General features: G+C 56.7%; 30 protein-coding genes and 2 pseudogenes. 20 read left to right on the top strand and 12 right to left on the bottom strand.

Going from position 1 to position 19,752, the window contains the following annotated elements; translation table 11 throughout:
- Positions 1-85 precede the first annotated feature (85 nt).
- From ACYZT0_RS09835 to ACYZT0_RS09795, 9 genes are all read right to left on the bottom strand, one after another.
- Positions 86-667: a hypothetical protein gene (locus ACYZT0_RS09835; protein ID WP_462045650.1), complete on the bottom strand. Its 582-nt coding sequence runs from the start codon at positions 665-667 to the stop codon at positions 86-88.
- Positions 664-1,242 carry a recombination protein NinG gene (locus tag ACYZT0_RS09830; RefSeq protein ID WP_462045649.1) on the bottom strand — a complete coding sequence of 193 codons (579 nt, stop codon included), beginning with the start codon at positions 1,240-1,242 and terminating at the stop codon, positions 664-666. The genes ACYZT0_RS09835 and ACYZT0_RS09830 overlap by 4 nt, the downstream gene beginning before the upstream one ends.
- Complete coding sequence (locus ACYZT0_RS09825; protein WP_150712704.1) at positions 1,242-1,658, bottom strand: recombination protein NinB; 417 nt, start codon at positions 1,656-1,658, stop codon at positions 1,242-1,244. The genes ACYZT0_RS09830 and ACYZT0_RS09825 overlap by 1 nt, the downstream gene beginning before the upstream one ends.
- Complete coding sequence (locus ACYZT0_RS09820; protein ID WP_462045648.1) at positions 1,651-2,358, bottom strand: hypothetical protein; 708 nt, start codon at positions 2,356-2,358, stop codon at positions 1,651-1,653. Before ACYZT0_RS09820 ends, ACYZT0_RS09825 begins: the two co-directional genes overlap by 8 nt.
- The gene (locus ACYZT0_RS09815; protein WP_462045647.1) at positions 2,358-3,164 is read right to left on the bottom strand and encodes an ATP-binding protein; all 807 of its coding nucleotides are present in this window, start codon (positions 3,162-3,164) and stop codon (positions 2,358-2,360) included. Before ACYZT0_RS09815 ends, ACYZT0_RS09820 begins: the two co-directional genes overlap by 1 nt.
- Positions 3,154-4,023, bottom strand: a complete 870-nt coding sequence (locus ACYZT0_RS09810) for a replication protein (RefSeq protein ID WP_462045646.1) — start codon at positions 4,021-4,023, stop codon at positions 3,154-3,156. The genes ACYZT0_RS09815 and ACYZT0_RS09810 overlap by 11 nt, the downstream gene beginning before the upstream one ends.
- Positions 4,024-4,192: 169 nt before the next feature.
- Positions 4,193-4,615 carry a phage regulatory CII family protein gene (locus ACYZT0_RS09805; protein ID WP_462045645.1) on the bottom strand — a complete coding sequence of 141 codons (423 nt, stop codon included), beginning with the start codon at positions 4,613-4,615 and terminating at the stop codon, positions 4,193-4,195.
- Between the two features lie 454 nt (positions 4,616-5,069).
- A complete protein-coding gene (locus ACYZT0_RS09800; RefSeq protein WP_462045644.1) occupies positions 5,070-5,414 on the bottom strand; it encodes a hypothetical protein in 345 nt (114 codons plus the stop codon).
- A gap of 35 nt (positions 5,415-5,449) precedes the next feature.
- Positions 5,450-5,659, bottom strand: a complete 210-nt coding sequence (locus ACYZT0_RS09795; protein WP_462045643.1) for a Cro/CI family transcriptional regulator — start codon at positions 5,657-5,659, stop codon at positions 5,450-5,452.
- Between the two features lie 26 nt (positions 5,660-5,685).
- On the opposite strand from ACYZT0_RS09795, the gene ACYZT0_RS09790 reads away from it, so the two are divergent.
- The 8 genes and pseudogenes from ACYZT0_RS09790 (at position 5,686) to ACYZT0_RS09755 (ending at position 10,697) form a co-directional block, all read left to right on the top strand.
- Complete coding sequence (locus ACYZT0_RS09790) at positions 5,686-6,576, top strand: LexA family transcriptional regulator (RefSeq protein ID WP_462045642.1); 891 nt, start codon at positions 5,686-5,688, stop codon at positions 6,574-6,576.
- 353 nt (positions 6,577-6,929) lie between these two features.
- A pseudogene (locus ACYZT0_RS09785) lies at positions 6,930-7,168 on the top strand (hypothetical protein).
- A gap of 47 nt (positions 7,169-7,215) precedes the next feature.
- Entirely contained in the window at positions 7,216-7,455 is a 240-nt protein-coding gene (locus ACYZT0_RS09780; protein WP_462045641.1) for a hypothetical protein, read from the top strand.
- Between the two features lie 55 nt (positions 7,456-7,510).
- The gene (locus tag ACYZT0_RS09775) at positions 7,511-7,714 is read left to right on the top strand and encodes a hypothetical protein (RefSeq protein WP_462045640.1); all 204 of its coding nucleotides are present in this window, start codon (positions 7,511-7,513) and stop codon (positions 7,712-7,714) included.
- 488 nt (positions 7,715-8,202) lie between these two features.
- Positions 8,203-8,456 (top strand): annotated as a pseudogene (locus ACYZT0_RS09770) (hypothetical protein).
- Positions 8,457-8,582: 126 nt separating this feature from the next.
- The gene (locus tag ACYZT0_RS09765; protein WP_462045639.1) at positions 8,583-8,924 is read left to right on the top strand and encodes a hypothetical protein; all 342 of its coding nucleotides are present in this window, start codon (positions 8,583-8,585) and stop codon (positions 8,922-8,924) included.
- A gap of 118 nt (positions 8,925-9,042) precedes the next feature.
- Positions 9,043-9,792, top strand: coding sequence for a hypothetical protein (locus ACYZT0_RS09760; RefSeq protein WP_462045638.1), 750 nt, complete (start codon positions 9,043-9,045; stop codon positions 9,790-9,792).
- Positions 9,789-10,697 carry a hypothetical protein gene (locus ACYZT0_RS09755; protein WP_462045637.1) on the top strand — a complete coding sequence of 303 codons (909 nt, stop codon included), beginning with the start codon at positions 9,789-9,791 and terminating at the stop codon, positions 10,695-10,697. Before ACYZT0_RS09760 ends, ACYZT0_RS09755 begins: the two co-directional genes overlap by 4 nt.
- Positions 10,698-10,846: 149 nt before the next feature.
- Here the strand turns inward: ACYZT0_RS09755 and ACYZT0_RS09750 are convergent, their stop codons facing one another.
- Complete coding sequence (locus tag ACYZT0_RS09750; protein ID WP_462045636.1) at positions 10,847-11,113, bottom strand: hypothetical protein; 267 nt, start codon at positions 11,111-11,113, stop codon at positions 10,847-10,849.
- Positions 11,114-11,361: 248 nt separating this feature from the next.
- On the opposite strand from ACYZT0_RS09750, the gene ACYZT0_RS09745 reads away from it, so the two are divergent.
- From ACYZT0_RS09745 to ACYZT0_RS09690, 12 genes are all read left to right on the top strand, one after another.
- Entirely contained in the window at positions 11,362-11,619 is a 258-nt protein-coding gene (locus tag ACYZT0_RS09745) for a DUF1654 domain-containing protein (RefSeq protein ID WP_462045635.1), read from the top strand.
- Positions 11,620-11,724: 105 nt separating this feature from the next.
- A complete protein-coding gene (locus tag ACYZT0_RS09740) occupies positions 11,725-12,300 on the top strand; it encodes a zinc ribbon domain-containing protein (RefSeq protein WP_462045634.1) in 576 nt (191 codons plus the stop codon).
- Positions 12,301-12,736: 436 nt separating this feature from the next.
- On the top strand, positions 12,737-13,039 hold the full coding sequence (locus ACYZT0_RS09735) for a hypothetical protein (RefSeq protein WP_462045633.1): 303 nt from the start codon (positions 12,737-12,739) through the stop codon (positions 13,037-13,039).
- A 941-nt stretch (positions 13,040-13,980) separates the two neighbouring features.
- The gene (locus ACYZT0_RS09730) at positions 13,981-14,229 is read left to right on the top strand and encodes a hypothetical protein (RefSeq protein WP_462045632.1); all 249 of its coding nucleotides are present in this window, start codon (positions 13,981-13,983) and stop codon (positions 14,227-14,229) included.
- Positions 14,226-14,438, top strand: a complete 213-nt coding sequence (locus ACYZT0_RS09725) for a hypothetical protein (protein WP_462045631.1) — start codon at positions 14,226-14,228, stop codon at positions 14,436-14,438. The genes ACYZT0_RS09730 and ACYZT0_RS09725 overlap by 4 nt, the downstream gene beginning before the upstream one ends.
- A complete protein-coding gene (locus ACYZT0_RS09720; RefSeq protein WP_462045630.1) occupies positions 14,435-14,629 on the top strand; it encodes a hypothetical protein in 195 nt (64 codons plus the stop codon). Before ACYZT0_RS09725 ends, ACYZT0_RS09720 begins: the two co-directional genes overlap by 4 nt.
- Before the next feature lie 156 nt (positions 14,630-14,785).
- Positions 14,786-15,940: a hypothetical protein gene (locus ACYZT0_RS09715; RefSeq protein WP_462045629.1), complete on the top strand. Its 1,155-nt coding sequence runs from the start codon at positions 14,786-14,788 to the stop codon at positions 15,938-15,940.
- Positions 15,941-15,992: 52 nt separating this feature from the next.
- A complete protein-coding gene (locus tag ACYZT0_RS09710; RefSeq protein ID WP_462045628.1) occupies positions 15,993-16,982 on the top strand; it encodes a RecT family recombinase in 990 nt (329 codons plus the stop codon).
- Positions 16,982-17,644, top strand: coding sequence for a lambda exonuclease family protein (locus ACYZT0_RS09705; protein WP_436273621.1), 663 nt, complete (start codon positions 16,982-16,984; stop codon positions 17,642-17,644). Before ACYZT0_RS09710 ends, ACYZT0_RS09705 begins: the two co-directional genes overlap by 1 nt.
- 2 nt (positions 17,645-17,646) lie before the next feature.
- The gene (locus ACYZT0_RS09700; protein WP_462045627.1) at positions 17,647-17,889 is read left to right on the top strand and encodes a hypothetical protein; all 243 of its coding nucleotides are present in this window, start codon (positions 17,647-17,649) and stop codon (positions 17,887-17,889) included.
- Positions 17,886-18,347 (top strand): hypothetical protein, encoded by a 462-nt coding sequence (locus ACYZT0_RS09695; protein ID WP_462045626.1) that lies wholly within the window; start codon positions 17,886-17,888, stop codon positions 18,345-18,347. Before ACYZT0_RS09700 ends, ACYZT0_RS09695 begins: the two co-directional genes overlap by 4 nt.
- 81 nt (positions 18,348-18,428) lie before the next feature.
- The gene (locus ACYZT0_RS09690; protein WP_462045625.1) at positions 18,429-18,740 is read left to right on the top strand and encodes a hypothetical protein; all 312 of its coding nucleotides are present in this window, start codon (positions 18,429-18,431) and stop codon (positions 18,738-18,740) included.
- On the opposite strand, the gene ACYZT0_RS09685 is transcribed toward ACYZT0_RS09690, so the two are convergent.
- Positions 18,737-18,955 carry a hypothetical protein gene (locus ACYZT0_RS09685; protein WP_462045624.1) on the bottom strand — a complete coding sequence of 73 codons (219 nt, stop codon included), beginning with the start codon at positions 18,953-18,955 and terminating at the stop codon, positions 18,737-18,739. The genes ACYZT0_RS09690 and ACYZT0_RS09685 overlap by 4 nt on opposite strands.
- Before the next feature lie 93 nt (positions 18,956-19,048).
- On the bottom strand, positions 19,049-19,711 hold the full coding sequence (locus ACYZT0_RS09680; protein WP_462045623.1) for a hypothetical protein: 663 nt from the start codon (positions 19,709-19,711) through the stop codon (positions 19,049-19,051).
- Positions 19,712-19,752 lie beyond the last annotated feature (41 nt).

The raw sequence follows: 19,752 nt of genomic DNA, 5'->3' as shown, positions 1-19,752 counted from the left end.
CAGCGGTTAGGCCGGGCTTTCAGAGCAAGTTGCCGAAGGCAAAATGCTAACTATGGCGAAATGATGCCGCCAGCCGTGCGGGAAGTCAAGCGGCCTCTTTCATCTTATAAATTACCCCACCAATTGGGCTCAAAGCGCGAGCGTCAATGTCGTAGCAGGCGTCAAAGCAAAGCTGCACGAATGGCTCCCAATCCCGCACCCACGCCGCGGACGGAAGCTCGATGTCGTACTCCCCTTTCATCCAGGCGCGGAACACCTCGGGCTTGATCAATGGATCAGCATTGGCAGACTGCCCGCCCTGGTGCATGTAGCGGTAACGGCGAAACACGCCCTTGGCGACATACTCGGCCCGCTCCCGCTTACTGGCGGTCATGCGCTCTACCCGCGAGCATGCCAGATTGAAAACTGCACCTTCGGCCTCTTCCCGATCATTATCTGTCGGCTCGGCCGCATACATGGCATTGCCGAAGGCTCGCAGCTGAAAGTGAAGCCGTGCGATAGCCGACTGAATGTGACCGGCCAGCGCTCCGTGCATCGCAGGGTTCGCCGTCGGGCCTCGCTCAGTGCTCTGCACCACAACGCCCAGCTCGGCAGCGTCAGAAGTTTGGCCAGGGGCCGGGTTGTAATTGCAGTCGTGCCAAGCCTGGCGCGCGGAATGGATTTTCATGCTGTTCTCCCCTTCAGCTCTCTTGTTTTTGCCCGGTAGCCGGCGGTCATCGCCTTCAGTTCATCGACGGCGTACTTCTTCGGCTCATGCGGACCTTCCAGCCAATCAACCAGGTCCGCACCGATCCGGTTAATCAGCTCAATCCGGTAATTCAAAAGGTCGCCAGATTTGTGCGTGTTGCAGGGTGCACACTGGCGTGCGGCGTTCAGCGGCTCGAATCTGAGCGCTGGATGCCCACCGACCGATTTGAAATGACCTGCATGCCATTGGCCGTTGTGATGGCGACCGCAGCTCACACAGGGAAGCCCGATGTCTCGCTCTCGAATCCACGCGTTGAACGCGGTCTGCGTGTCCTTGAGGTGATCCGCCCTACTCTTCAGCTTCTCCTTGCGAACCTTGATCTCTCGGCGCTCGACCTGGGCCAGCGACTTGCGCGCCTTCTCCCGGTTCTTCGGTGCATCGAGGATTGCGCAGGCCGGACTGCACACTGCCTGACCGAGACGCGCGGGGACGAATGAGGCCCCGCACTCTGCGACTCGGCATTTTTTTGCGCGTGGTGGTTTGGTGGCGAGCATCAGTAACGGCCCTCCCACAAATCCTTCTGCGTCCAGCGAACATCGTGCTCGGCGCCGAAGGCGGCAATCCACTCCAGCAGGCTTGCGCACTGCTTCACGGTCAGCTTCGAGGTCCGCTCGTAGATCACGTCGAACCCGTGGCCGTCGACCGCAGGAATCATCTGCGGCTGATCGCCGGCCTCGCGCAGCCACGCTGCAGTGAGGAGGCGCTTCCAGATGAGCACGTCCCACTTGCGGCCGGCGTGCTCCACCTGGTTGGCGATGTCGGTCAGCGAGGCGTGAAGCTTCTTGTTCTGCTCCCCGCTACGGTCGAGATCCTTGATGATGATCTTCTTGGGCTTAGTGAAGTCCGTGCCGTCGAGGAAGCCATTGAGGCGGCTAGTGTCTGTGCGATGACGCATCACTATCTCAACCATGGGATGCCTCCTTGCTCATGGCGGCGTCAGGCTCAGCCAATACCGAAGCAACAGTTGCAATCTCGAACCACTTGGTCCAAAACACGTCCTGCCGCTCACCAGACTCGTAAGCTATAAAGGTGGTGTGCCCCTCCTCAGGCAACCCAAGATCAGCAATGACTTCGGCAACAGCATCTCCGATTAATCCGAAGTCGTCAGAGCCCAGCCAGTTGCCTAGCAGATGGGTGACGCGAACCGTGTATTCACCCTCCTCGATGTCGCAGCCGCATTCGGTTCCGATGGTGATCTCGAAAACCTTCTGGTCGCCTTTGCGATCCTTAAGGCGGGAGAAGTCGTACTCTTCGAAGCTAGCAACGCGCGCTCTTTCCAAATCTTCGATTATCGAATTCAGCGCCTCGTCCTGGGACTTGAGCTGGTCGATGCGCTTGCGGAGGACGTCAGCGCGATGCATGCCCAATTCGGAAAAGTGGACAGATTGCTGAACCCATTCGGTTTTTTTGACCCACTCAGCAAATGCGTGTTCGATGCGTCCGAGGTCCTCGTTCTCGGCCAGAAGCTCCAGCGCCACTTCCTCCAGGGTCTTGGCGCCAAGGAACTCTTCCAGAGCTTCGGTGTTTCGTTCCCATTCAGCGCAGTCGGCTCGAAATGAGGCTGCTTCAGCCCAAAGCAGTGACTTGAGTTTTTGTTTGTCGATAGTCATCAGAAGCCCTCCTTGCCGCGCTGTGATTCCCATTCGAACGGAATGACGATCACCCCGCCCTCCCGCAGACGATCTGCGCAGCGCTCGCCGATCGCGGCCGGCAATGCCTTGGCATCCAGATTGGAAACGATCACTGTCGGGCGCTGCTCCTCATACCGGCCGTTGATGATTGCGAAGAGTGTGGTCAGCTCGAAGTCGCTCGGCTTTTCCTTGCTGACGCCGATCTCATCGAGGACTAGCAGCGATGGGCTGATGAGGCTCGACAGGATCTGGCTTTCGCTCTGCTCACTGGTCCGGTCGTAGGTGGCACGGATCGCTTGCAAGACGGAGCCGACAGTGCGGTACACGGCCGTGGCGCTCGACCTGGCCATGATTTCATTGGCGATCGCCACGGACAGGTGCGTTTTGCCGGTGCCAGGCTTGCCTAGCAGTAACAGGCAGCGGCCCGACTCGGCGATCTGCGAGAACTCTGCGGCGTACCGGCGGCAGGTGTTTAGCGCTTTCTGCTGCTCGGCGGTGGTGGCCACGTAGCCTTCGAAGGTTTTGCCAGCGAAGCGCTTCGGGATCAGCGCCGAGCCAAGCTTGCGCTCCATGGCCATGCGGAGCATCAGCGACTTACTCTGGCGCTCGGACTCATCCGTCGCTTCCTGGGCAATGCGGGAACACTCGGGGCAACCGGTCTTCAGCTCGCGGCCGATGACCGAGAAGATCTTCTGCTCGAACTCACCGTGGGTGTCGCAGTCGGCGGGCTGGATGCGAGTTCCTGGTGGAAACTCAGGAGTCGTTTGTACTGGCTCAGAACGCATAGCTACCGTCCTCCCGCTGGATCAGTCCGTCGGTGTAGTTGCGGTCAGCGAAGCCAGTGTGACGGCTCTGCGGGACAATTTTGGCGGAGGGCTGGTCAGCTAGGCGCTTGGCGATCCAGTCGGCCTTGAAACCCTGCCATCCAGCGGACAGCGCCTCGGTCATGGCGGTTTTCACGTCGATCCCGTGATCGGCCTGGCACTTGACCAGTTCGGCGTTCAGAGAATCCCAGACGGTCTCGGTGGTCGCGGCGCGCTTGGTCTTGCGCAGGGCCAGCCAGTCGACCAGCAGTTGCTCAGGAATGGCGTTCGGGTTGTTGGCCAGCATCTGGGTTTTGCCGAACGGCTTCTTCCGCTCAGGCTTCGGCGGAGCCAATTGCGCTTGGGGCGGATTAATCTCTTTCGAAGAAAGAGTTAATAGGGGTTCTTTCTTTGTATAAAGAAGGCAAGTTGCCGTTTTGGTCTCACTCGCATCAGGTCTCAGTGAGACGATTTGGGCTGAGTGAGACGATTTGGTCTCAGTGAGATTGTCTGGTTTTTCCTCGTAGAAGGACCACTCGCGAATAGGGGAAATCCCGATATCACCTCGGCTTCCCCCTACCCGGAAAATGATTCGACGCTCAAGGAGATGACTGATCGCTTTCGACGTGACGTCTCGGCGCATGTTGGTCTGCTTGCCGATATCGTCGGCGGTCAGGCGCTTGGTTTCGAGTTGATAGCCGATGGTCTGCCGTGCAATGGCCATGAGAACGCGCAGTTCGCGCGCTGGCAGGTCAACCGTAGCCAAAGCCTCCATCAGGCTGTTGTCCATACGGGTGAATCCCCTGCTGCTGTTCAGCTGGATGATGTTGTCGGGAGTCATTGCTTGACTCCCTGAGAACGAGATTTGAGGCGCGACACGTTTTGCGTTTGAATAAAACGTGTCGCGACATTGGTCGGGGTATTGATTGATTGAGTGTGATGGTTCATTCTTGCCTCGCAATGTTTAGCAATGAGCCGACCTCGACCGTCGGCTTTTTTGTGTCTGAAATTCAGGCAGCCTTGAGCGACTCGCGGAGCACGTGCAGCGCGTCGATGGCTTCTTGGATGGCTTTATCGCCCTGAGCTTTTTCGTGCTGGCTGATGTGGTTGTCGGCGGTGGCATCGAAGATCAATCGGCCAACGTCGCCGCACTCGGCGGTCAAGTGGCACAGCGCGACCATCAGCGGCTTCGGTGCGGGACGCTCACGCCCCACCAAGTCAAAACCAAACTCGTTGGCCAACGCCGCCAGCGGACCTTTGTCGCCGGTATGCAGCAGAATCCCGTACAGATGCTCGATGGTCAGGTGGTGAGCGTCGTTGTCCGGGTTTGCGCGCTGGAGCAGGCTCACATGCGGAACACCCATCTTGGCGCTCAGCGACTTCGCTTCGTTGTCCTTGACTGCGTCGTGGCAGGCCCGCAAGAACTTGTCCATTCGTAAAACCTCGTTTCTGTTTCCGTGGTGGCGTAGTGCCAACGCGGCGATCATTCGTTCATCAACTGATCAGGGACGAACCCATGACCTACTTTTCTTCTTCTTGGTCCCTTATTAGGTGCCAGCCCCGCCTGGTCCAATCCTTGCTGCAATGGCCCCTAATAAGGGGCCGGACCGTTACCTCTCAGGAAAAATTGAAACCACGTTTTGTGCCTGAGCCTCTTGCGCACACTGAGCAGCGAGGCGGCTTCGCAGGACTGCGTTATCCGCTGCAAGGCGTGCGGCACTACGCCGCTCGACTACGCGTTGCTCTGTTATTTGCAAGATCCGGTCGGCCAACTGATCCATGCCGATACCGACCTCGTCAGCCCACCGCTCAAGCTCGTCTTTCTCGTCCTGCGTGTACTGCCCTACTTCCGTTATTGCAGGCATTGGTGCCTCCTCCATGGCCTAATCAGGCGCTTAGTTTCTTGTCGTTGACCTGGGGAATAGCGTCCTGCTCTCGCTTGGCTTTCAGGGCCGCCCGAATGAGGTCGCGAACTAGTGCGTCAGGCTGAATTTTCAGCTCGCGGGCCAGTTCGCCCAGCGCTGGGAAGCCGTCAAGCTCGTTGTCGTCGATCAACGGGAAGTATCCGTAATCCTCTTTGAATCGCAGAGCCGCCAAAGTGAGGTCGCGAACCAAGGCGCCCGGCTGAATCTCACGCGCCAGCGCTTCCACCTGGAGAGCGGCGTAAGCGTCGTCATTGAGGCGCGACTTCAGCTGGTGGGTGTTGCGATGCGTTTTGTTGCCGTAGGCCATGGGTTCACTTCCGGGGTCGGTGTGACGGGGCTGGGTTAGGCGGCGCGACTTGTGTTTTTAGGGCGTGCTGGGATCGGGCGAATCTCGTTCGCTTCAACGCGACCGTTATCAAGCAACGAGATTTCGATGTTTCGTCCCGACCTAACCATCTGAGAAATCGCGCTCTGATTTACCCCGAGAGCAGAAGCCAGCGCGGCTTGGGTGCCGTGCTTTTCGAGATATTCATTCAAAGGAATCTTTTTCATGGAATTTCCACGGTTCGGTATCTGCAATGGATAGTAGCAGTGCTGCTTTTTATGAGCAACAAAATACTAGCACCGCTATTTGTGATTTAAGCAGCGGTGCTAATACCCTTATTGGCATGAATAAACGACGCCCTTTAACACCCGAAGAAAGCGCAGAGAGCGTCAGGCTCAAGGCTATCTACGAGGAAAGAAAATCAGCGGCCAAAGCATCTGGGGCAAGCCTTACCCAGGCCGACGTGGCCGAGGCGTGTGGTTGGTCAGGACAAAGTGCATTTAGCCAGTACGCTACCGGCAAGGTGCCGCTGAACGTGGAAGCGCTGCTGAAGCTGGCAAAGGCTCTTGATTTCAGTCCCGAGCAAGTCAGCCCCCGCCTTCTCTCCATGGTTAGCCTCAATTCGGCGCCGAGTGACGCCGCTTTTGGCAGACCTACAGACCTGGTCCCCATGAGTATTTGGGATGAAAGCACCCCGCTTGACGACGACGAGGTAGAGGTTCCGTATTTTGCTGAAGTTCAATTAGCCGCCGGAAGTGGTATGACGCACGTTGTTGAGGTTCCAGGAAGGAAGTTGCGCTTCTCTAAGTCCACCTTGCGCGAGGCTGGGGTTAGCGCCAATGACGCCATGTGCGCAAGGGTTCATGGCCGGAGTATGGAGAGGATGATTCTGGACGGGGCGGCAGTCGGCGTTGATCGCGGCCAAACAGACATCATTGATGGCGAAATATACGCCTTTGATCATGAAGGCATGCTTAGGACCAAGTATCTCTACAGGCTGCCCGGGGGAAATGTTAGGGCTCGCAGCGAGAACTCCGAGGAATATCCTGACGAAATTTTCACGCCCGAGCAGATGGCGGATATTAGGATTCTAGGCCGCGTCTTCTGGTGGTCCACCGTTCGGCGAGCGCCTCGACGGAGCTGATCTGGCGCGGCGGCGGTGCTGGGTAGTCATCTGCAACGATTTGTAAGCGGACACCACAGCCAATAATAGCTACATGGATTTTCATTTCTTTGCAGGGGCGGTTTCGTGCGAAAACTACAAAAAAATACCTCAATAGAAAACGATCTCAACCAGGCTGCCGATGACCTGCATCAGATGGCGGATCAGCTTTTAGGCCTTTCGGTCCAAATGACTGAAGGCGGTAATGAGCCAGCCTCACAGTTGATGGCGCGGATGATCATAGCTCTCCAAGAGAATGAATCCCTGCTTAGCAGGCACGCAGACAGTTTGAAAATCGGCCGGCTTGGGCGAAGGTCTGGCGACTAGAGGTTTTCATGGAATTAAACAAACCCACCCAAGACCTAAAGCGCGACCTCCAGGGAGTCGCGTCTGATCTGGATGGTCAGCCGTTGAGCTGATGCGAGTGGCCGAGCGTCTGAGCGTGGCCGGGAATGAAGCTGATGCCCAAGCCATCATGCGCATGATCACGATTTTCCATAACGACGAGGATCGTCTGATTGCTTATGCGACGGAGGTCGCGGGCGAGAGGATTGTGCGGGGGAAGGCGGAGTAGATGGGACGACCAGCTCGAAATTAGCAGTCAAATTAAAAGGAATTTACATGAGCATTTCGATGGAAAGTCAGCAGCTACGCGACACACTCATCTCAGCGGCATTCCTCCTCAAGTGGTCCAGCGCCGATCTTCTCGGCAAGGCACAGGGACTTGCTGAGACAGGCAAGCAGGCCGAAGCAGACGCCTTGCTGAAGATCGTCGGCAACTACCAAGAGTCTGAAGCGCGCCTTCTGGGGTTTGCTGACGAGGTGCGGGATGGTCGGATCGTGCGGGGGAAGGTTGATTAGCATGTGTTCTGGCGGGCAATGTATGTGCGCCAATGCCCTGCAAACGGGTTACTAAATGAAGAAGAAACAGGCGGGCAGTAAAGTAGCAGCGACTGCTGCTGACATTGAGCGCTCTATCCAAGCCCTGAACAAAATGGCTGAACGCCTTTGGGGAGATGGTCGAGAGACCGAGGCGAAAGCCCTCCTTGATGCCTTGGATTCTCTAAATCGGGCGCTGGACCGGATCAGGATTGGAGAGAGCCGCAGAGTTCTTCATTGAAACGTACACATCCCTGCGGCTGAGCACCGAGTTACCAGACTTTGAGGTTGTACGGCTTCGAAAGCATATAAACAAATTAAAAGGAATTTAAATGCGCTTCACCCCAATCCTATTAGCGCTTGCCTTGGCAGGTTGCGCCAACACGCCTCCACAGCTGTCCCCGTTTGCTCAGGCCAGCCTGGATGCTCCTATGCCTACATCTGAAAGCCAGCGCGTTTGGGAGTGCGCGGGGACGACTGACGTAGTCGAAGGCCAAAAGTTCGTTCTCAAACTACAGGGTAGGCCAGTAGATTCGGGAGGCGAAATCTGGTCGACCCTAGAAAGGGCCAAGCGTTTGGGCTGCACTCAGGCGGAGATGGACGCGCGAGATATGGGGCGCTGGTCAAGCCCGCCAGTCTCGCCCCGTCCGCTCTGATTATCGAGAAGCGCGGCTGGCGAGTTATGCCGACGAGATTAAAGCCGGCGCAACAACCAGGTCGCTCAAATAGATGGGAGATCTCATACAAGGGCTCGACGGACCTAGAACGGCCCAGCAGGAGCTGTTTTACGACCTTGAGGATGCGACCGCAGTCATCGGCTGGTCAGTGGCCGAGTTGACCAGCATGGCCGGCCGCGGCAAATCCCCGATGAAGCCGTTGCACTTATGAAAATCTCCGCTCTACTGAAGGCTCAACAAGAAAAGATCCGCCGACATGCGGATGAGGTGAAGGCTGGAAGGATAGTTCGGGGCTGGGCTCAGTAACATCTGATCGGGGGGGGGGGTCAGGTATTTTGGCGGGCGATGTACTCCAGATAGACTGAGCTCGTCGACGAGAACTGTCGGTTTGTGGAATTGAGGAATTTTGATCAGCATTGCAAGGAGAGCGATATGCCGGTAGTGGCCGTATTGAATGACGAGTCAGACCTTGGTGAAACTCTTAGAGCATTAAAGGCCTACGGCCTGGTGCTGGCTAACCACTACACTCGCCCAGGAGCATCGGATCTTACGCGTGAACTCAGAATCGCACTGGGTCCTAGAAGTGCCGAGAACCAGCTGTTTTGCCATGAGCTGCCTCTGCGAGTGGGTGGGGAGCCTTGGTGGACCAGCGTGCTCGTCCTGCCACCCCACTATCACTTTGATTATGATGAAACTATTGCCTTGGCATCGAGGGCACTGAACGCCGCGAATGAATCGAATGACAAGAGCGTCTTTCTCTACCAAGAACCATAGGCACCGCCGGCGAGGAACGCGGAGGTAAAGCGGGGAAGGATTGTGCGAAGTACGAAAGTATAAGCGGCCAGCCGGCTAACTGACGACGCCAGGGAAGCCATAGCGAAACAGGGAATTTATGCAAGAAGAACCAGTTCAAATTCGTGTAGGGCGATTGCTGCCAGGCGGGCAGCTTGTAGGCGAAGGAGCAAATCAACCGTGGCGAGGAATTGCTGCGACTGTCGCAGGTGAAGTGGCGGTCATAGCAAAAAAAATCTCAACCAGAGAAATTGCTGTCGAGGTGATTTGCGCAGCCTTGGGTCGCTCCGCTGGCCTGCCTGTTCCGGAGCCATTGCTTTTACTTGACTCTGCCAATGAATGGCACTTCGGGAGTGCTGACACGGGGCATCCAAATCTCTCCCAGTTTGTCAGCTCACAGGACAATGCGATCTTAGATGAGCTTGAACGGTGGCCTGAACTCCTCGCCGCGGCGTGCTTTGATGAGTTGATAGCTAACCCTGATCGACACGATGGCAATATCTTGTTCAACGGACAAGGGTTTTTGCTGATTGACCACGGGCTTTGCCTACCATCTGGAATGAAGCCGTCCGACTCCACAGACGACTATTATTCAAATCGTTTCCTCGATCTCGCAATAAGCGCTTGCAGGGATGATTTATCTACTGAACGCGCCGCGCGGCGAGTATCTGAGTGGGCCGAACACAAGCCTATACTAGCTGTCGAAGAGACAGAGAAATCAATTTCTGAGCACTTTGAGTCCAAAACCCAAAATCAGCTGATATCCTTTCTGAAAGAGCGAATCACCAGCTTGGGCGATATGCTCCACCATAAAATCAAGCCAACTGCACAGGGGAGGCTAAAATTATGATCAATTTCGAGGCCCTCCTCAAGGCAGTTCCGGCAGCGCCCTCCTATCAGGGTAGTTGGGCGTCCGTGTACCTGGAGCCTATGATGGCTTCCGGCGAGCGTCTGACTGTGGCCGTAGCAGCCATAGGAATAAATGGTGAATGTCGAGTATCGCCAGCTATTCGACCGCACGTTATTGAAGCGATGTTTGGAGGTCAGGCGGCAGGGATGGCTAAGATGATCGGCCTTATCTGCTCAAGCCTTCAGCATCATCTTCAGCACAGATCGAGCTTCGATGGCTGGGTATCTCCTATGTCTGGCGTCAGCCTCGGCAGAGTGAGAGAGACCTCCTCCGCCGACTTGGTTGGACTGTTGCGGCAAGCGGTCTCCATGACGGCCAGTTTAGCGGCCTTAGACTTCTCCGATTCTGAAAGCGAATCCGAGGAGCTGCTTGAAATTGGCGATATCGGATCGGGCTCAAATCGAGATCCATGGCCAAAGCTTTTCGAGTCGGCGGTTGTGCAAAGAGATGCCCGGCTTTCCGGTTACTTCAATAGAACATTTGAAGTTTCGGAAAAGGCTCGCCCTGCAAAAATCTTTTATTTGAGCGAACGTGCAGCAATCAACACCGGAAAGCTCATACCAGGCGCCGCGCTGTCAGGAATGTTTGAGCGAAACAAAGCTCGCCTTCTTGATTTATTAGTAGTTAGAGATCGCGATGACAAGCTCTTTCCGAGAGCTCACTTTGAACTTGTGGTTTTCAGGCCTGCCTTTGACGACCCAACGTACAGCGAGCGCCAGATAGACTCCTTGCGTCGCTCGATTGAGGCGTTAGAGGAGGCAGGCGACAAGCATGAACTCCGAGTTCAGGCGGTTCAGTCACCCGAGGAGGCCGCAGATCGTCTTTTACAGTCAGAAGCTGCTTAGCGGAGCCTTTCCAACTAAAGCCCGGCCCAGCGCCGGGCTTTTCGTTTCTGCCCTGTCACGCCTTCGTCACACCTACCAAGCACAATGCGGTCAGCCAAAGGGATTTGGCCCATCTACAGAGAGCCCGGCCAATGTGTCGGGCTTTTTCATTACTGGCCAGCGCCACCCATACACTCTGCGGTGCTTGCAAACAACGCTCCCGCTTGCTGAGCCAGCTTGCGCCACTCGTCGCTACTGATGAGCCCGGAGCGCTCCATGTGATCCGCTGCCCGCAGCAAATTGTCGTAACGAGCCTCGTCGCTTATGAGGTTTGCAGCCATAGAGAACAGCTTTCGCCAGTTGGCCAGCGCCTGCTTCCTTAAGTCATCTTTCATCAAGTACCCGCATTGATTGTCCAGGGTAGCTGCGCGATTCATCGAGCAACTCACTGAGGCTTTCGGAGCTTATCACTTGCCGGGCCTTCCGTTTCTGGCTTGCGCCTCTTCAGGCACCATCTACACTGATCCTCAGCTGACGGATCAGCGCCCAGCGTGAAAAAAACAGCCCGCCCATGCGGGCTTTTTTCTGCCCGTCTTCTAGATGAGTACAAAAGTACTCTCCCCGCCTTGCCTTTTACCGATGGATAAAATACTGTTCATTTATACAGTAAAATCAGAGAGCAATCATGGCAAAGGCAAAGAAAGCACCAGCAGCCCCTACCCCTCCCTCCCTGCTCGATCTGATGGGTTTGCGCGTGCAAAAAATCATCAACTCGCCTGGCGCGCAGAAAGCCAAGGAGGCGACGCTGCATCGCTCGCCGGATGAACCTGAGGATGACTGGAAACAGTTGATGCAGGACATTGGCGAGAACGAGAACGTTACGGTGGAGTACCTGGAGGACGGTGGAGCGTTCATCCATTGGACGGTGCCCAGCGAGGATTGACCAAAGCGAATGAATGAAGCCCGCCGATGTGCGGGCTTTTTTGTGGTTCGTTAGTGGCGGCTAGCCATGAGTGGTAAAGTGCGGCCTCAATTATAAGGGGATCCAATGAAAGGATTTGGAGCGTTTGCACTGATCATCGGCATCTGCTGGCTGGTCTTCGCGCTAGGCATGGATGTATCAGTCTCGACCGGCGCCGGCGGCAGAGTGAACAACCTAGGGCTCATGGCTGACCGCCAGGTGCACACGATCGTTGGCGGGATGATCACCTTGGCCGGCCTGCTAATGGTCTTGCTCGGCGGAAAGAATACTAGTGCGCCCGCGACCACTGAAGCCGATACGCGCCCCTGCCCTCTATGTGCCGAATCAATTAAGAACGCAGCCATCAAGTGCAAGCACTGCGGCGCTGAGGTTGAGGCGGCCGCAGCTCCCCTCCTGAAGTGTGGCTGGGTCGCCTCGACAGCCTGCCGCGACACTGAAGAGCAGGAGCGCACAAGAGATGCCATTGCCGCTATCGGCCTTCCAGTTGTTTCGATGATCGGCCTGGCCGTTGGCGCAGGGCCATTCGAGACAAAGGGTGAGGCCAAGAATGCCTTGGTGCTTATGCGCGACGGCCCCCGTCTTTTCAGCGAAGTCATCTTTAGAGATTCGGTCAGCGGCAAGTACCCGCCGATTATTGACTAGAGAAACAGTCATCCAAGAGCCCGCCTAGCGCGGGCTTTTTTACGTCTTCATGAATATATATTAGCAGTGCTATTTACATGAATTAGCAGCAGTGCTACTTTTACTCCATCGCAACCGGCACCCAATCAGGGGCCAGCTGCGAAGGGTCGAGAGATCCGCCGCTCTTTAACAGCTCAGGATCCTCGCCATCGACTACCCCGGGTTTCAGCCGGTACTAGCGAGCAATAAATAGTCGATGCCACGCCAGCTCTGGAACTGGCCGTGCTCACCAGATGTGAGTACGCGAAACCACGCAAGCCAGCCGTACCAGCACCGAACACGAAATGTGCGACGACGGCCAGAGATATGAATCCGGCGATGCGCGTGGTGGAGAAACGGAATTTTTCACTGATGCACCTGGTAACGGGTGCATTGGGAAAACAACCGGAGCATGACCATGAACAAAGAACAGGTTTACGACGATCAGATCAGCCCGCTCATGCAGCAGATCATCGGCATCTGCAAGGAACAGGGCATCGCAATGGTGGCGAGCTTCGACATTGCCCACGACGGCGAAGGCCCGAACGGCGAGGACTGCTCCAGCCTCGTTTGCAGCACATTGCTGCCCGACGGCAACGACGCACCCAACTCAGTGTTTGCACAAGCTAATGCCCTGATCCGGCGCGCCGGCCGACCCGCCCCAATGATGTTCACCACTGAGCATGGCGACGGCTCCAAGACCATGACGGCAGTTATTTGATTCACTGGCTGGCCTTGGCAACAGGGCCAGACGGGAAATCAACCGGAGCAGCAGCCATGGATCAACCAGCGATACCAACCAAATGCACCCGCTGCGGAAAGCCCGCTGACCCGGCGGTTTACAAAACCATCATCGATCAGGCCTACGACCCAGTGCGCAAGAAGAAATACGTTCGGCAGCAATCCCTACCGTTCTGCAGCGAGGAACACGCAAACCACCACCAATGGTCTTGCGAAGGCTGAAGTATCACCTCTGCCCATTCAACGAGTGGGCAGACGGATGCAGATGAAAGCGGACGTGGCCTCGGACCAGCGGGAGCTGAGGCATTCAACAAATAGACGTAGCGGCCTTATTCGGCCATCTGCATCCCGATGACCTGGTACTCCCCAGCACCAGGCCGCATCGGAGAGTGATCGAAGCGTGCCCAAGCGGGCTGCAGCGCTAGGATCGCAAAGCCCCGGGAATCTCCTGAGCCGGTATGAGCGAGACGGCCAACACTATAAACGCGGCGGGAAACAAGCAGGGGTTGCGCCCTGGTGTTTCGATCACTCTCCGATGCGGACGAATTCTGCACCGCGCAATGCGGCCCCCTGCATTACCCACTCGATAGGTGGCCACTGCCTGCCCAGTGAGCGAGCAATAGGAGATATCGCCATGAAGAAATAACCCAACGTTGCCGGGCAACAGTGTTCCCAGCCACTAAAGAGCTGGGCGCTTGGACCGACGAGAGAATATCGGCCCCGGAGAGCGCGCTTTGTCAGCGCCCCGCAGCGGGTATATCCCACAGGTTCTGCTGGTGACATCAGCGCCGGACAAGTAACCGGCTTCCCCTCACCCGGCACCACCCGCATGCACTCCCCTCCGCGCCCAACGGCAACCAGCGGAACGGATGAGTGCAGCCGAGTTTTGTTGGATCAACACCCGCCACTCTGGAGGCGACCATGGCAACCAGCTATGCAGACAGTGCGCAGGCCCGGGATTGGGATCGGCGCTATGACGCTTGGGGCCGCGAGAAGAAAGCGAAGCCCGACGAGTTCCACGACTACGAGGCCGCCGCCCTCAAACGCACCCAGGCACTGGCAGACCGCGATGTTCGCTTGCTTGCAGAGCGCAAGGCGAGTGCGAAACGTGTAGCCGCAGCGGTCGATGCCATCGGTGAGTTTTGGGGCTTGAAGGAGACGCCAGCATGAGCAGCCAGCACGATCTTGCTACCGGCATGCTTGATGGCTACATCCAAAGCATGATCGACCCGCAGTGCAGCGCCATAGCGGTAAAGGCATCAGCCAACACCGCAATCCTCATCTTCCGCACGCTGAGCATCATCAGCGCCGACGAAGACGCCAAATACACCGAGCGTTTGCGCCGCACCTTTGATATGCGGCAAGGGAGAGCGTCATGACCACCGCACCAGTGAAAACCCTGATCGACGAACAGCTTGACGACATCGAGCGCAAGATCGCCCTGCTCGGCTTCGGCCTGCCCTTCAACGAGGTGATCGGCCGTGAGCGCGAAGAGCTGGTCGTCAACCTGCCGCAGCGCTTGGCGCCGACCATGAAGGGTCGCCGGATCGCGGTAAGGGTTCGGCCATGACCCGCCTACAGCGCGCCCGTCGCATTTACACCTGGCGCGGCTCGGCCGTCGCCCTGCTGTTCTTCACTGCCTGGATGCTGGTCAGCTCCTACTGCTCCCAGCTCACTCAATAACCCATCACTTCAAACGCTGCGCACCGCGCGGCAAGGAATTGTCATGTCCGCAAATACTAAACAAGCACAAGAATCGCTCGAAATGAGCGAAAGCGACGACGTACAAAAATCTGTAGTCCCTGCGGTTGCCGTCACCGACATCGCCGAATATCGGCCGCACGAGGAACAGATCGTTCGTCTGGAGACCACTTACGCGAAGCTGGTCGTTGACTGCTCGACCAGCGAAGGTTTGGCGAATGCGAAGGAAGTTCGCGTCGATATCCGCGACGTGCGCTATGCCCTGGCGAACACCACCAAGACGGCGCTCGTTCCCTATCAGCAGAAAGTCAAAGATGCCCAGGCTCGCGTCAATCAGGTTAAGGAGTTCGGCGAGACGCTGAAGGATCGCGTGTTGGCGATCGAAACACCTGTCGACGACGCAATTAAGGCCGAAGAAAAGCGCGTAGCTGACGCCAAGGCCGAGCGCGAGCGTGTCGAGGCTGAACGAGTCGAAGCCATCAGGGCAAAAATCACCCGATTCAGCTCTGTCGCTGCTGCATATGCAAGCCGTAGCGCTGCCGACGTCGCAAGCATTCTGCAAGGCGTCAAGGAGTCGGTGATCCTGCCCGAAGAATATGCCGAGTTCGAAGCTGAAGGCACCATCGCTCGCGACAACGCTATTGAGCAGCTTGAAACGCTGCACAAGTCTGCCGTTGAACGAGAAGAGGCTGCCGCCAAGCTGCTGGCCCAGCAGAAAGAACTTGATGAACTGCGCGAGAAGCAACGCATTGCCGACGCCGAAGCTGAGGAGTTGCGCAAGCAGCGTGCCGAGGAAGACCGCAAGCGCTTGAAGCAACAGCAGGACGAGCTGGACCAGCAGCGCCGCGACATGGAAGCACAGCAACGCCAACAGCGTGAGCAGCAGGAAGAGCAACAGCGCCAGCAGCGCGAACGCGACGCTCAGTATCAGCGGGACCAGGAAGAATTGGTCCGTCTGCGCGCCCAGGCTGCCGCCCCCGCTCCAGCCACTTCAGTAGCTGCGCCCATGGTCGCAGAGAAGGTCGAAGTCGCACCTATCAGCGCACATGCAGCCGCTGCTGAATCCGACGACGTGACTACGACCGCCCCATCGGTTGACGACATTGTCGAGGTTGTAGCCCTGGGCTTCGACGTGGACCTCGACACTGCTCGCGCTTGGCTTTGCGCCATCCGCTTCTAACCACCTTTCCATCTAAAGGTCGACCCACTCCTTGTCGGCCACGGAGAGCGCAATGACTGATTCAGACACCCAAGCACCAACCGGCCTCGCCACGTACCACGATCCATCGCACAACGCGGCAGCGCTCATTCTCGATCCAGGCACCATGAAGTCGATGAGCGACCTCGCGCTGATGATGTCGAAGGGCGTGACAACAGTCCCCAAGCATCTGAAGGGCAATCAAGCTGACTGCATGGCGGTAGTGCTACAAGCAATGCAGTGGCAGATGAACCCATTCGCTGTTGCGCAGAAGACGTTCATCGTCAACGGCGGTGCATTGAGCTATGAGGCGCAGCTCGTCAACGCAGTGATCACCGCCAAGGCACCAGTCAAGGGTCGCTTGAACTTCGAGTGGTTCGGTACCTGGGAAAACGTCATCGGGAAGATGCGCGAAGTCACCAGCAAGACCAAGAAGGACGAGGACACTGGCGAGTTCAAAAAGTACCGTGTTCCGGCCTGGAGCTTTGACGACGAGAAAGGTCTAGGGATCAGGGTCTGGGCAACCTTCAGAGGCGAAGACGAACCACGCATTCTGGAACTTCTGCTCACCCAGGTCCGCACGCGGAACTCTACGCTTTGGGCGGAAGATCCCAAACAGCAGATTGCCTACTTGGTTACTAAAAAATGGGCGCGACTCTTCTGCCCTGACGTCATCCTCGGCGTTTATACACCCGATGAATACGAGGACTCGTACGGCGGAGAAATCGACATCACCCCTGCGAAGCAGGCTTCAAACACCGCTGCCGCTGCGGGCGTGTCATTCGGCCCGAAATCCCCGTCGCCGGAAATCGACGGAGTATTCGCAGACCTTTTGGTCGTCGCGAAGCGGCAGGACATCGAAGCCTATGCGACAGCTTGGGCAGGTCTCAAGCCTAAGCAGCGTGCAGCGATCGGACTGGAGTGCCACGAAGCGCTCAAGAACATGGCGGCAACCGTTGATGGCGACTTTACCGATATGACTGGCACCAACGACGACCTGTCTCAGGCCGAGGAAGCGGCGTAGTGAGAACGGAACTTCAGGGCACTGAAAAGTGGCATGCAGACCGATCTGGCCGAGTGACAGCCAGCCGGTTTAAAGACGTGATTGCTTGGGGGAAGCCTGACAAAAACGGGAAGCGGGAGCCTATGGGGGCGCGCACTTCGTACATGCGCGAACTGTGCTTCGAACGACTGGCTAAGAAGTCGAAGCACAACGTCAGCAGCGCTTCCATGAAGTGGGGTCACACCGAAGAACAGAAGGCTCAGGACGCCTACGAGATGTTGACCGGCAACATCGTCATACCGTCAGAGTTCATCGTCCATCCCAAGTACGACTGGCTCGGTTGCTCGCCAGACGGCCTGATCAACGATGACGGGGGCACTGAGTCAAAGTGCCCCTTCAATGAGGCGATACACGTCAGGACTTGGCTCGAAGGCATGCCCGAGGAACACATGCCACAGGTCCAGGGCTGCATGTTCGTTACGGGACGGAAATGGTGGGATTTTCTTTCGTTCGATTCTCGCCAAGATGAAGAGTGTCAGCTCTACATCGAGACGATTCACCGCGACGAAGACTACATCGCCAACCTGCACAAAGAGCTGGTCCAGTTCAATCTGGAACTGAATCGCATGGTTGATGAGGTCGCGGACAAAGCTAGGGCGCAGGCCCATCGTTTAGGAGCTTGATCATGATCAGCAACCTTAAATACGACATCGAGTACCGGCGCGAGAAGGCGCTGGAGCTTTCCAGCCTGGTAGAACAGCACATGGCCGCGGGCGGGCGCTTCGCCAGATCCGAGCCCGTTCAAATCAATCCACTACCTGCCGAACGATCCACAAAGATCGATCCCGGAACCGTCCTCAAACGCCGGCGCCCTACCATCACTGCGGCTGAGCGTAAGGCATTGCGAAAACTCGCGGAGGCGTTATGAGTAAGCGCAAGGCAAATAACGGCTTCGCGCGCGCCGAACGCAGCTGTCGAGCATTGCTGCGAACCAATCATGTTGCCGTCGTGAACATCGACCCAAGCGGCTCGCAGATCATGGCGAACTGGAAGAGCTGCCGGCAGATCCGGAGCTTGGCGATTGCCAACGCTCTGTTCGACTTCTCCTACCGCTGGACGATCTACATCAGCGCCATGTGTCGAGGCGAGCGCGGCGTTGAGTACGTCAAGTCGGTAGAGATATCGCCGGAGGGCATCTACAAAGTGGAGCGCCTCACGGATGCCATCGAGCATTACTACCTGGAGCTGCGAAACAGCTGCAACCGGAACCACCTGGTTGCGTCAGGATGGATCGCCGTTCCCGCAGAGGTATCGCTTGAAGAGGCGCAGGCTGCGAAGTTGTTTTATGCGGCCGGTGCCTGGCATCAGGTGAAGGTCGCTGCATGAGACGGATCAGCAACCAGGTGCGCCAGCGCCGACGACAGACATGGCTGGATCTACCGGCCCACGGAATTGAAGAGGTTGGCCATGGCAGCCGCGCAGAAAGATCGATCAGCAAAGACTGCGGCGAGGCGAAAGACTCGCGGCGAGGAAGAAATCAGGCTGCACTGCATGGCCGGCACCCGTCAGGCCCTGGCTGAACTGATGGCCTGGAGCGGCATCGAGGAACAGGGCGAGGCCATTACGCTGATGATCCACCATCTGCATGCAATGGGGCCTCAAAAGTGTCTGCCTCTGCTGGATCCGCCGCGACACGAATACGTGATACCCGAAAACGTGTCGCGGAAATTGGAGCTGGCTTATCGCAGAGAAGAGCTGCGAATTGGCCTTGATGATTAAAGCGCTCCTGAGTCAATAAGTGCCATGACTCGCGCTTTGATGTTCAGCCTAGCCATTTCTTCCGAGATCCACGGGCCTTCAACGTTATGAAGCACCTCGTCCGACCCTGGCTTCATGATCAGAAACTTCGAAATTCTTCCATTGGTTAGATACGGGACAGCATTGAATGTACGGCCCTTGTGCTGAACCACTGCCACATCGTCGATCGAACTCATCTGTATCTCCTTGATCCGGCTCCATGCCGGGCCGAACACAAATACCTTATTTTAAAAAATCACGCCAGCCGGCGAGGATCCCCGCCGAAGAGTTCAATTAGAGATGAGGCGAGCGCGTAAGTGATTTTCGACTTCCAGGAGGGTTTGCTTCATCTCGACCCAGTAAACGTCCTCTGGTCCGTTCAAGTCATACAGAACATCCCGGAGCTTTTCCAGCTGACCCTGGCGCGCGAAGAGTGCCTGAACGGTAACCTCAGGACTGAGGGAATTGAGGTAAAGCCGAACATAATTAACAAACTCGCGTTCAAGCTTGAAAACATGCTCCATGAGATCCTTTAGATCATTTCCCCATACAGCCTCTGCCTCAAGCATGGTTGCCCGTAGCGGGTTTCGAGCATCGTCCATTGCCGTCAGCCGGCGACGATACGCCCGCGCAGTGTAGTCATAGCTGGCTCGCTGTGGGTCAGCAGATACCACCTCACCCTCAAAGGGTATGGCTTCAAATGAAAAAATCGCCGGTGATCTTGCTCTCTGTATTCCATCTCGAAGTTTGTAAAGTTCGATGAGCAAGCGGCGTGCGAGATCGTGATCGGCAGAACCTCTGAGCTGACGCCGCCAGGTATGAAGCCCTTCCCGACCAAAGCGGAAAGCAACCCACACAGCAGCACCGCTGATTATTGTTCCGACAACAGAAAATACATCCTTCGTCACCGACCAGTCCGCATCAGTCAACGCTAAGCAAATAGACAATCGCATGCCCCTTATTCCAGTCGCAAAACTATAGCCGCGAGGTATCT

It is taken from the genome of Pseudomonas sp. ZS1P83, assembly GCF_054897825.1.
This window is presented reverse-complemented; position numbering and strand designations above follow the sequence as displayed.

Coding starts and splice junctions, on each gene's coding strand:
- ACYZT0_RS09835 (WP_462045650.1), bottom strand. CDS start 667: ATGAAAATCCATTCCGCGCGCCAGGCTTGGCACGACTGCAATTACAAC.
- ACYZT0_RS09830 (WP_462045649.1), bottom strand. CDS start 1,242: ATGCTCGCCACCAAACCACCACGCGCAAAAAAATGCCGAGTCGCAGAG.
- ACYZT0_RS09825 (WP_150712704.1), bottom strand. CDS start 1,658: ATGGTTGAGATAGTGATGCGTCATCGCACAGACACTAGCCGCCTCAAT.
- ACYZT0_RS09820 (WP_462045648.1), bottom strand. CDS start 2,358: ATGACTATCGACAAACAAAAACTCAAGTCACTGCTTTGGGCTGAAGCA.
- ACYZT0_RS09815 (WP_462045647.1), bottom strand. CDS start 3,164: ATGCGTTCTGAGCCAGTACAAACGACTCCTGAGTTTCCACCAGGAACT.
- ACYZT0_RS09810 (WP_462045646.1), bottom strand. CDS start 4,023: ATGACTCCCGACAACATCATCCAGCTGAACAGCAGCAGGGGATTCACC.
- ACYZT0_RS09805 (WP_462045645.1), bottom strand. CDS start 4,615: ATGGACAAGTTCTTGCGGGCCTGCCACGACGCAGTCAAGGACAACGAA.
- ACYZT0_RS09800 (WP_462045644.1), bottom strand. CDS start 5,414: ATGGCCTACGGCAACAAAACGCATCGCAACACCCACCAGCTGAAGTCG.
- ACYZT0_RS09795 (WP_462045643.1), bottom strand. CDS start 5,659: ATGAAAAAGATTCCTTTGAATGAATATCTCGAAAAGCACGGCACCCAA.
- ACYZT0_RS09790 (WP_462045642.1), top strand. CDS start 5,686: ATGGATAGTAGCAGTGCTGCTTTTTATGAGCAACAAAATACTAGCACC.
- ACYZT0_RS09780 (WP_462045641.1), top strand. CDS start 7,216: ATGAGCATTTCGATGGAAAGTCAGCAGCTACGCGACACACTCATCTCA.
- ACYZT0_RS09775 (WP_462045640.1), top strand. CDS start 7,511: ATGAAGAAGAAACAGGCGGGCAGTAAAGTAGCAGCGACTGCTGCTGAC.
- ACYZT0_RS09765 (WP_462045639.1), top strand. CDS start 8,583: ATGCCGGTAGTGGCCGTATTGAATGACGAGTCAGACCTTGGTGAAACT.
- ACYZT0_RS09760 (WP_462045638.1), top strand. CDS start 9,043: ATGCAAGAAGAACCAGTTCAAATTCGTGTAGGGCGATTGCTGCCAGGC.
- ACYZT0_RS09755 (WP_462045637.1), top strand. CDS start 9,789: ATGATCAATTTCGAGGCCCTCCTCAAGGCAGTTCCGGCAGCGCCCTCC.
- ACYZT0_RS09750 (WP_462045636.1), bottom strand. CDS start 11,113: ATGAATCGCGCAGCTACCCTGGACAATCAATGCGGGTACTTGATGAAA.
- ACYZT0_RS09745 (WP_462045635.1), top strand. CDS start 11,362: ATGGCAAAGGCAAAGAAAGCACCAGCAGCCCCTACCCCTCCCTCCCTG.
- ACYZT0_RS09740 (WP_462045634.1), top strand. CDS start 11,725: ATGAAAGGATTTGGAGCGTTTGCACTGATCATCGGCATCTGCTGGCTG.
- ACYZT0_RS09735 (WP_462045633.1), top strand. CDS start 12,737: ATGAACAAAGAACAGGTTTACGACGATCAGATCAGCCCGCTCATGCAG.
- ACYZT0_RS09730 (WP_462045632.1), top strand. CDS start 13,981: ATGGCAACCAGCTATGCAGACAGTGCGCAGGCCCGGGATTGGGATCGG.
- ACYZT0_RS09725 (WP_462045631.1), top strand. CDS start 14,226: ATGAGCAGCCAGCACGATCTTGCTACCGGCATGCTTGATGGCTACATC.
- ACYZT0_RS09720 (WP_462045630.1), top strand. CDS start 14,435: ATGACCACCGCACCAGTGAAAACCCTGATCGACGAACAGCTTGACGAC.
- ACYZT0_RS09715 (WP_462045629.1), top strand. CDS start 14,786: ATGTCCGCAAATACTAAACAAGCACAAGAATCGCTCGAAATGAGCGAA.
- ACYZT0_RS09710 (WP_462045628.1), top strand. CDS start 15,993: ATGACTGATTCAGACACCCAAGCACCAACCGGCCTCGCCACGTACCAC.
- ACYZT0_RS09700 (WP_462045627.1), top strand. CDS start 17,647: ATGATCAGCAACCTTAAATACGACATCGAGTACCGGCGCGAGAAGGCG.
- ACYZT0_RS09695 (WP_462045626.1), top strand. CDS start 17,886: ATGAGTAAGCGCAAGGCAAATAACGGCTTCGCGCGCGCCGAACGCAGC.
- ACYZT0_RS09690 (WP_462045625.1), top strand. CDS start 18,429: ATGGCAGCCGCGCAGAAAGATCGATCAGCAAAGACTGCGGCGAGGCGA.
- ACYZT0_RS09685 (WP_462045624.1), bottom strand. CDS start 18,955: ATGAGTTCGATCGACGATGTGGCAGTGGTTCAGCACAAGGGCCGTACA.
- ACYZT0_RS09680 (WP_462045623.1), bottom strand. CDS start 19,711: ATGCGATTGTCTATTTGCTTAGCGTTGACTGATGCGGACTGGTCGGTG.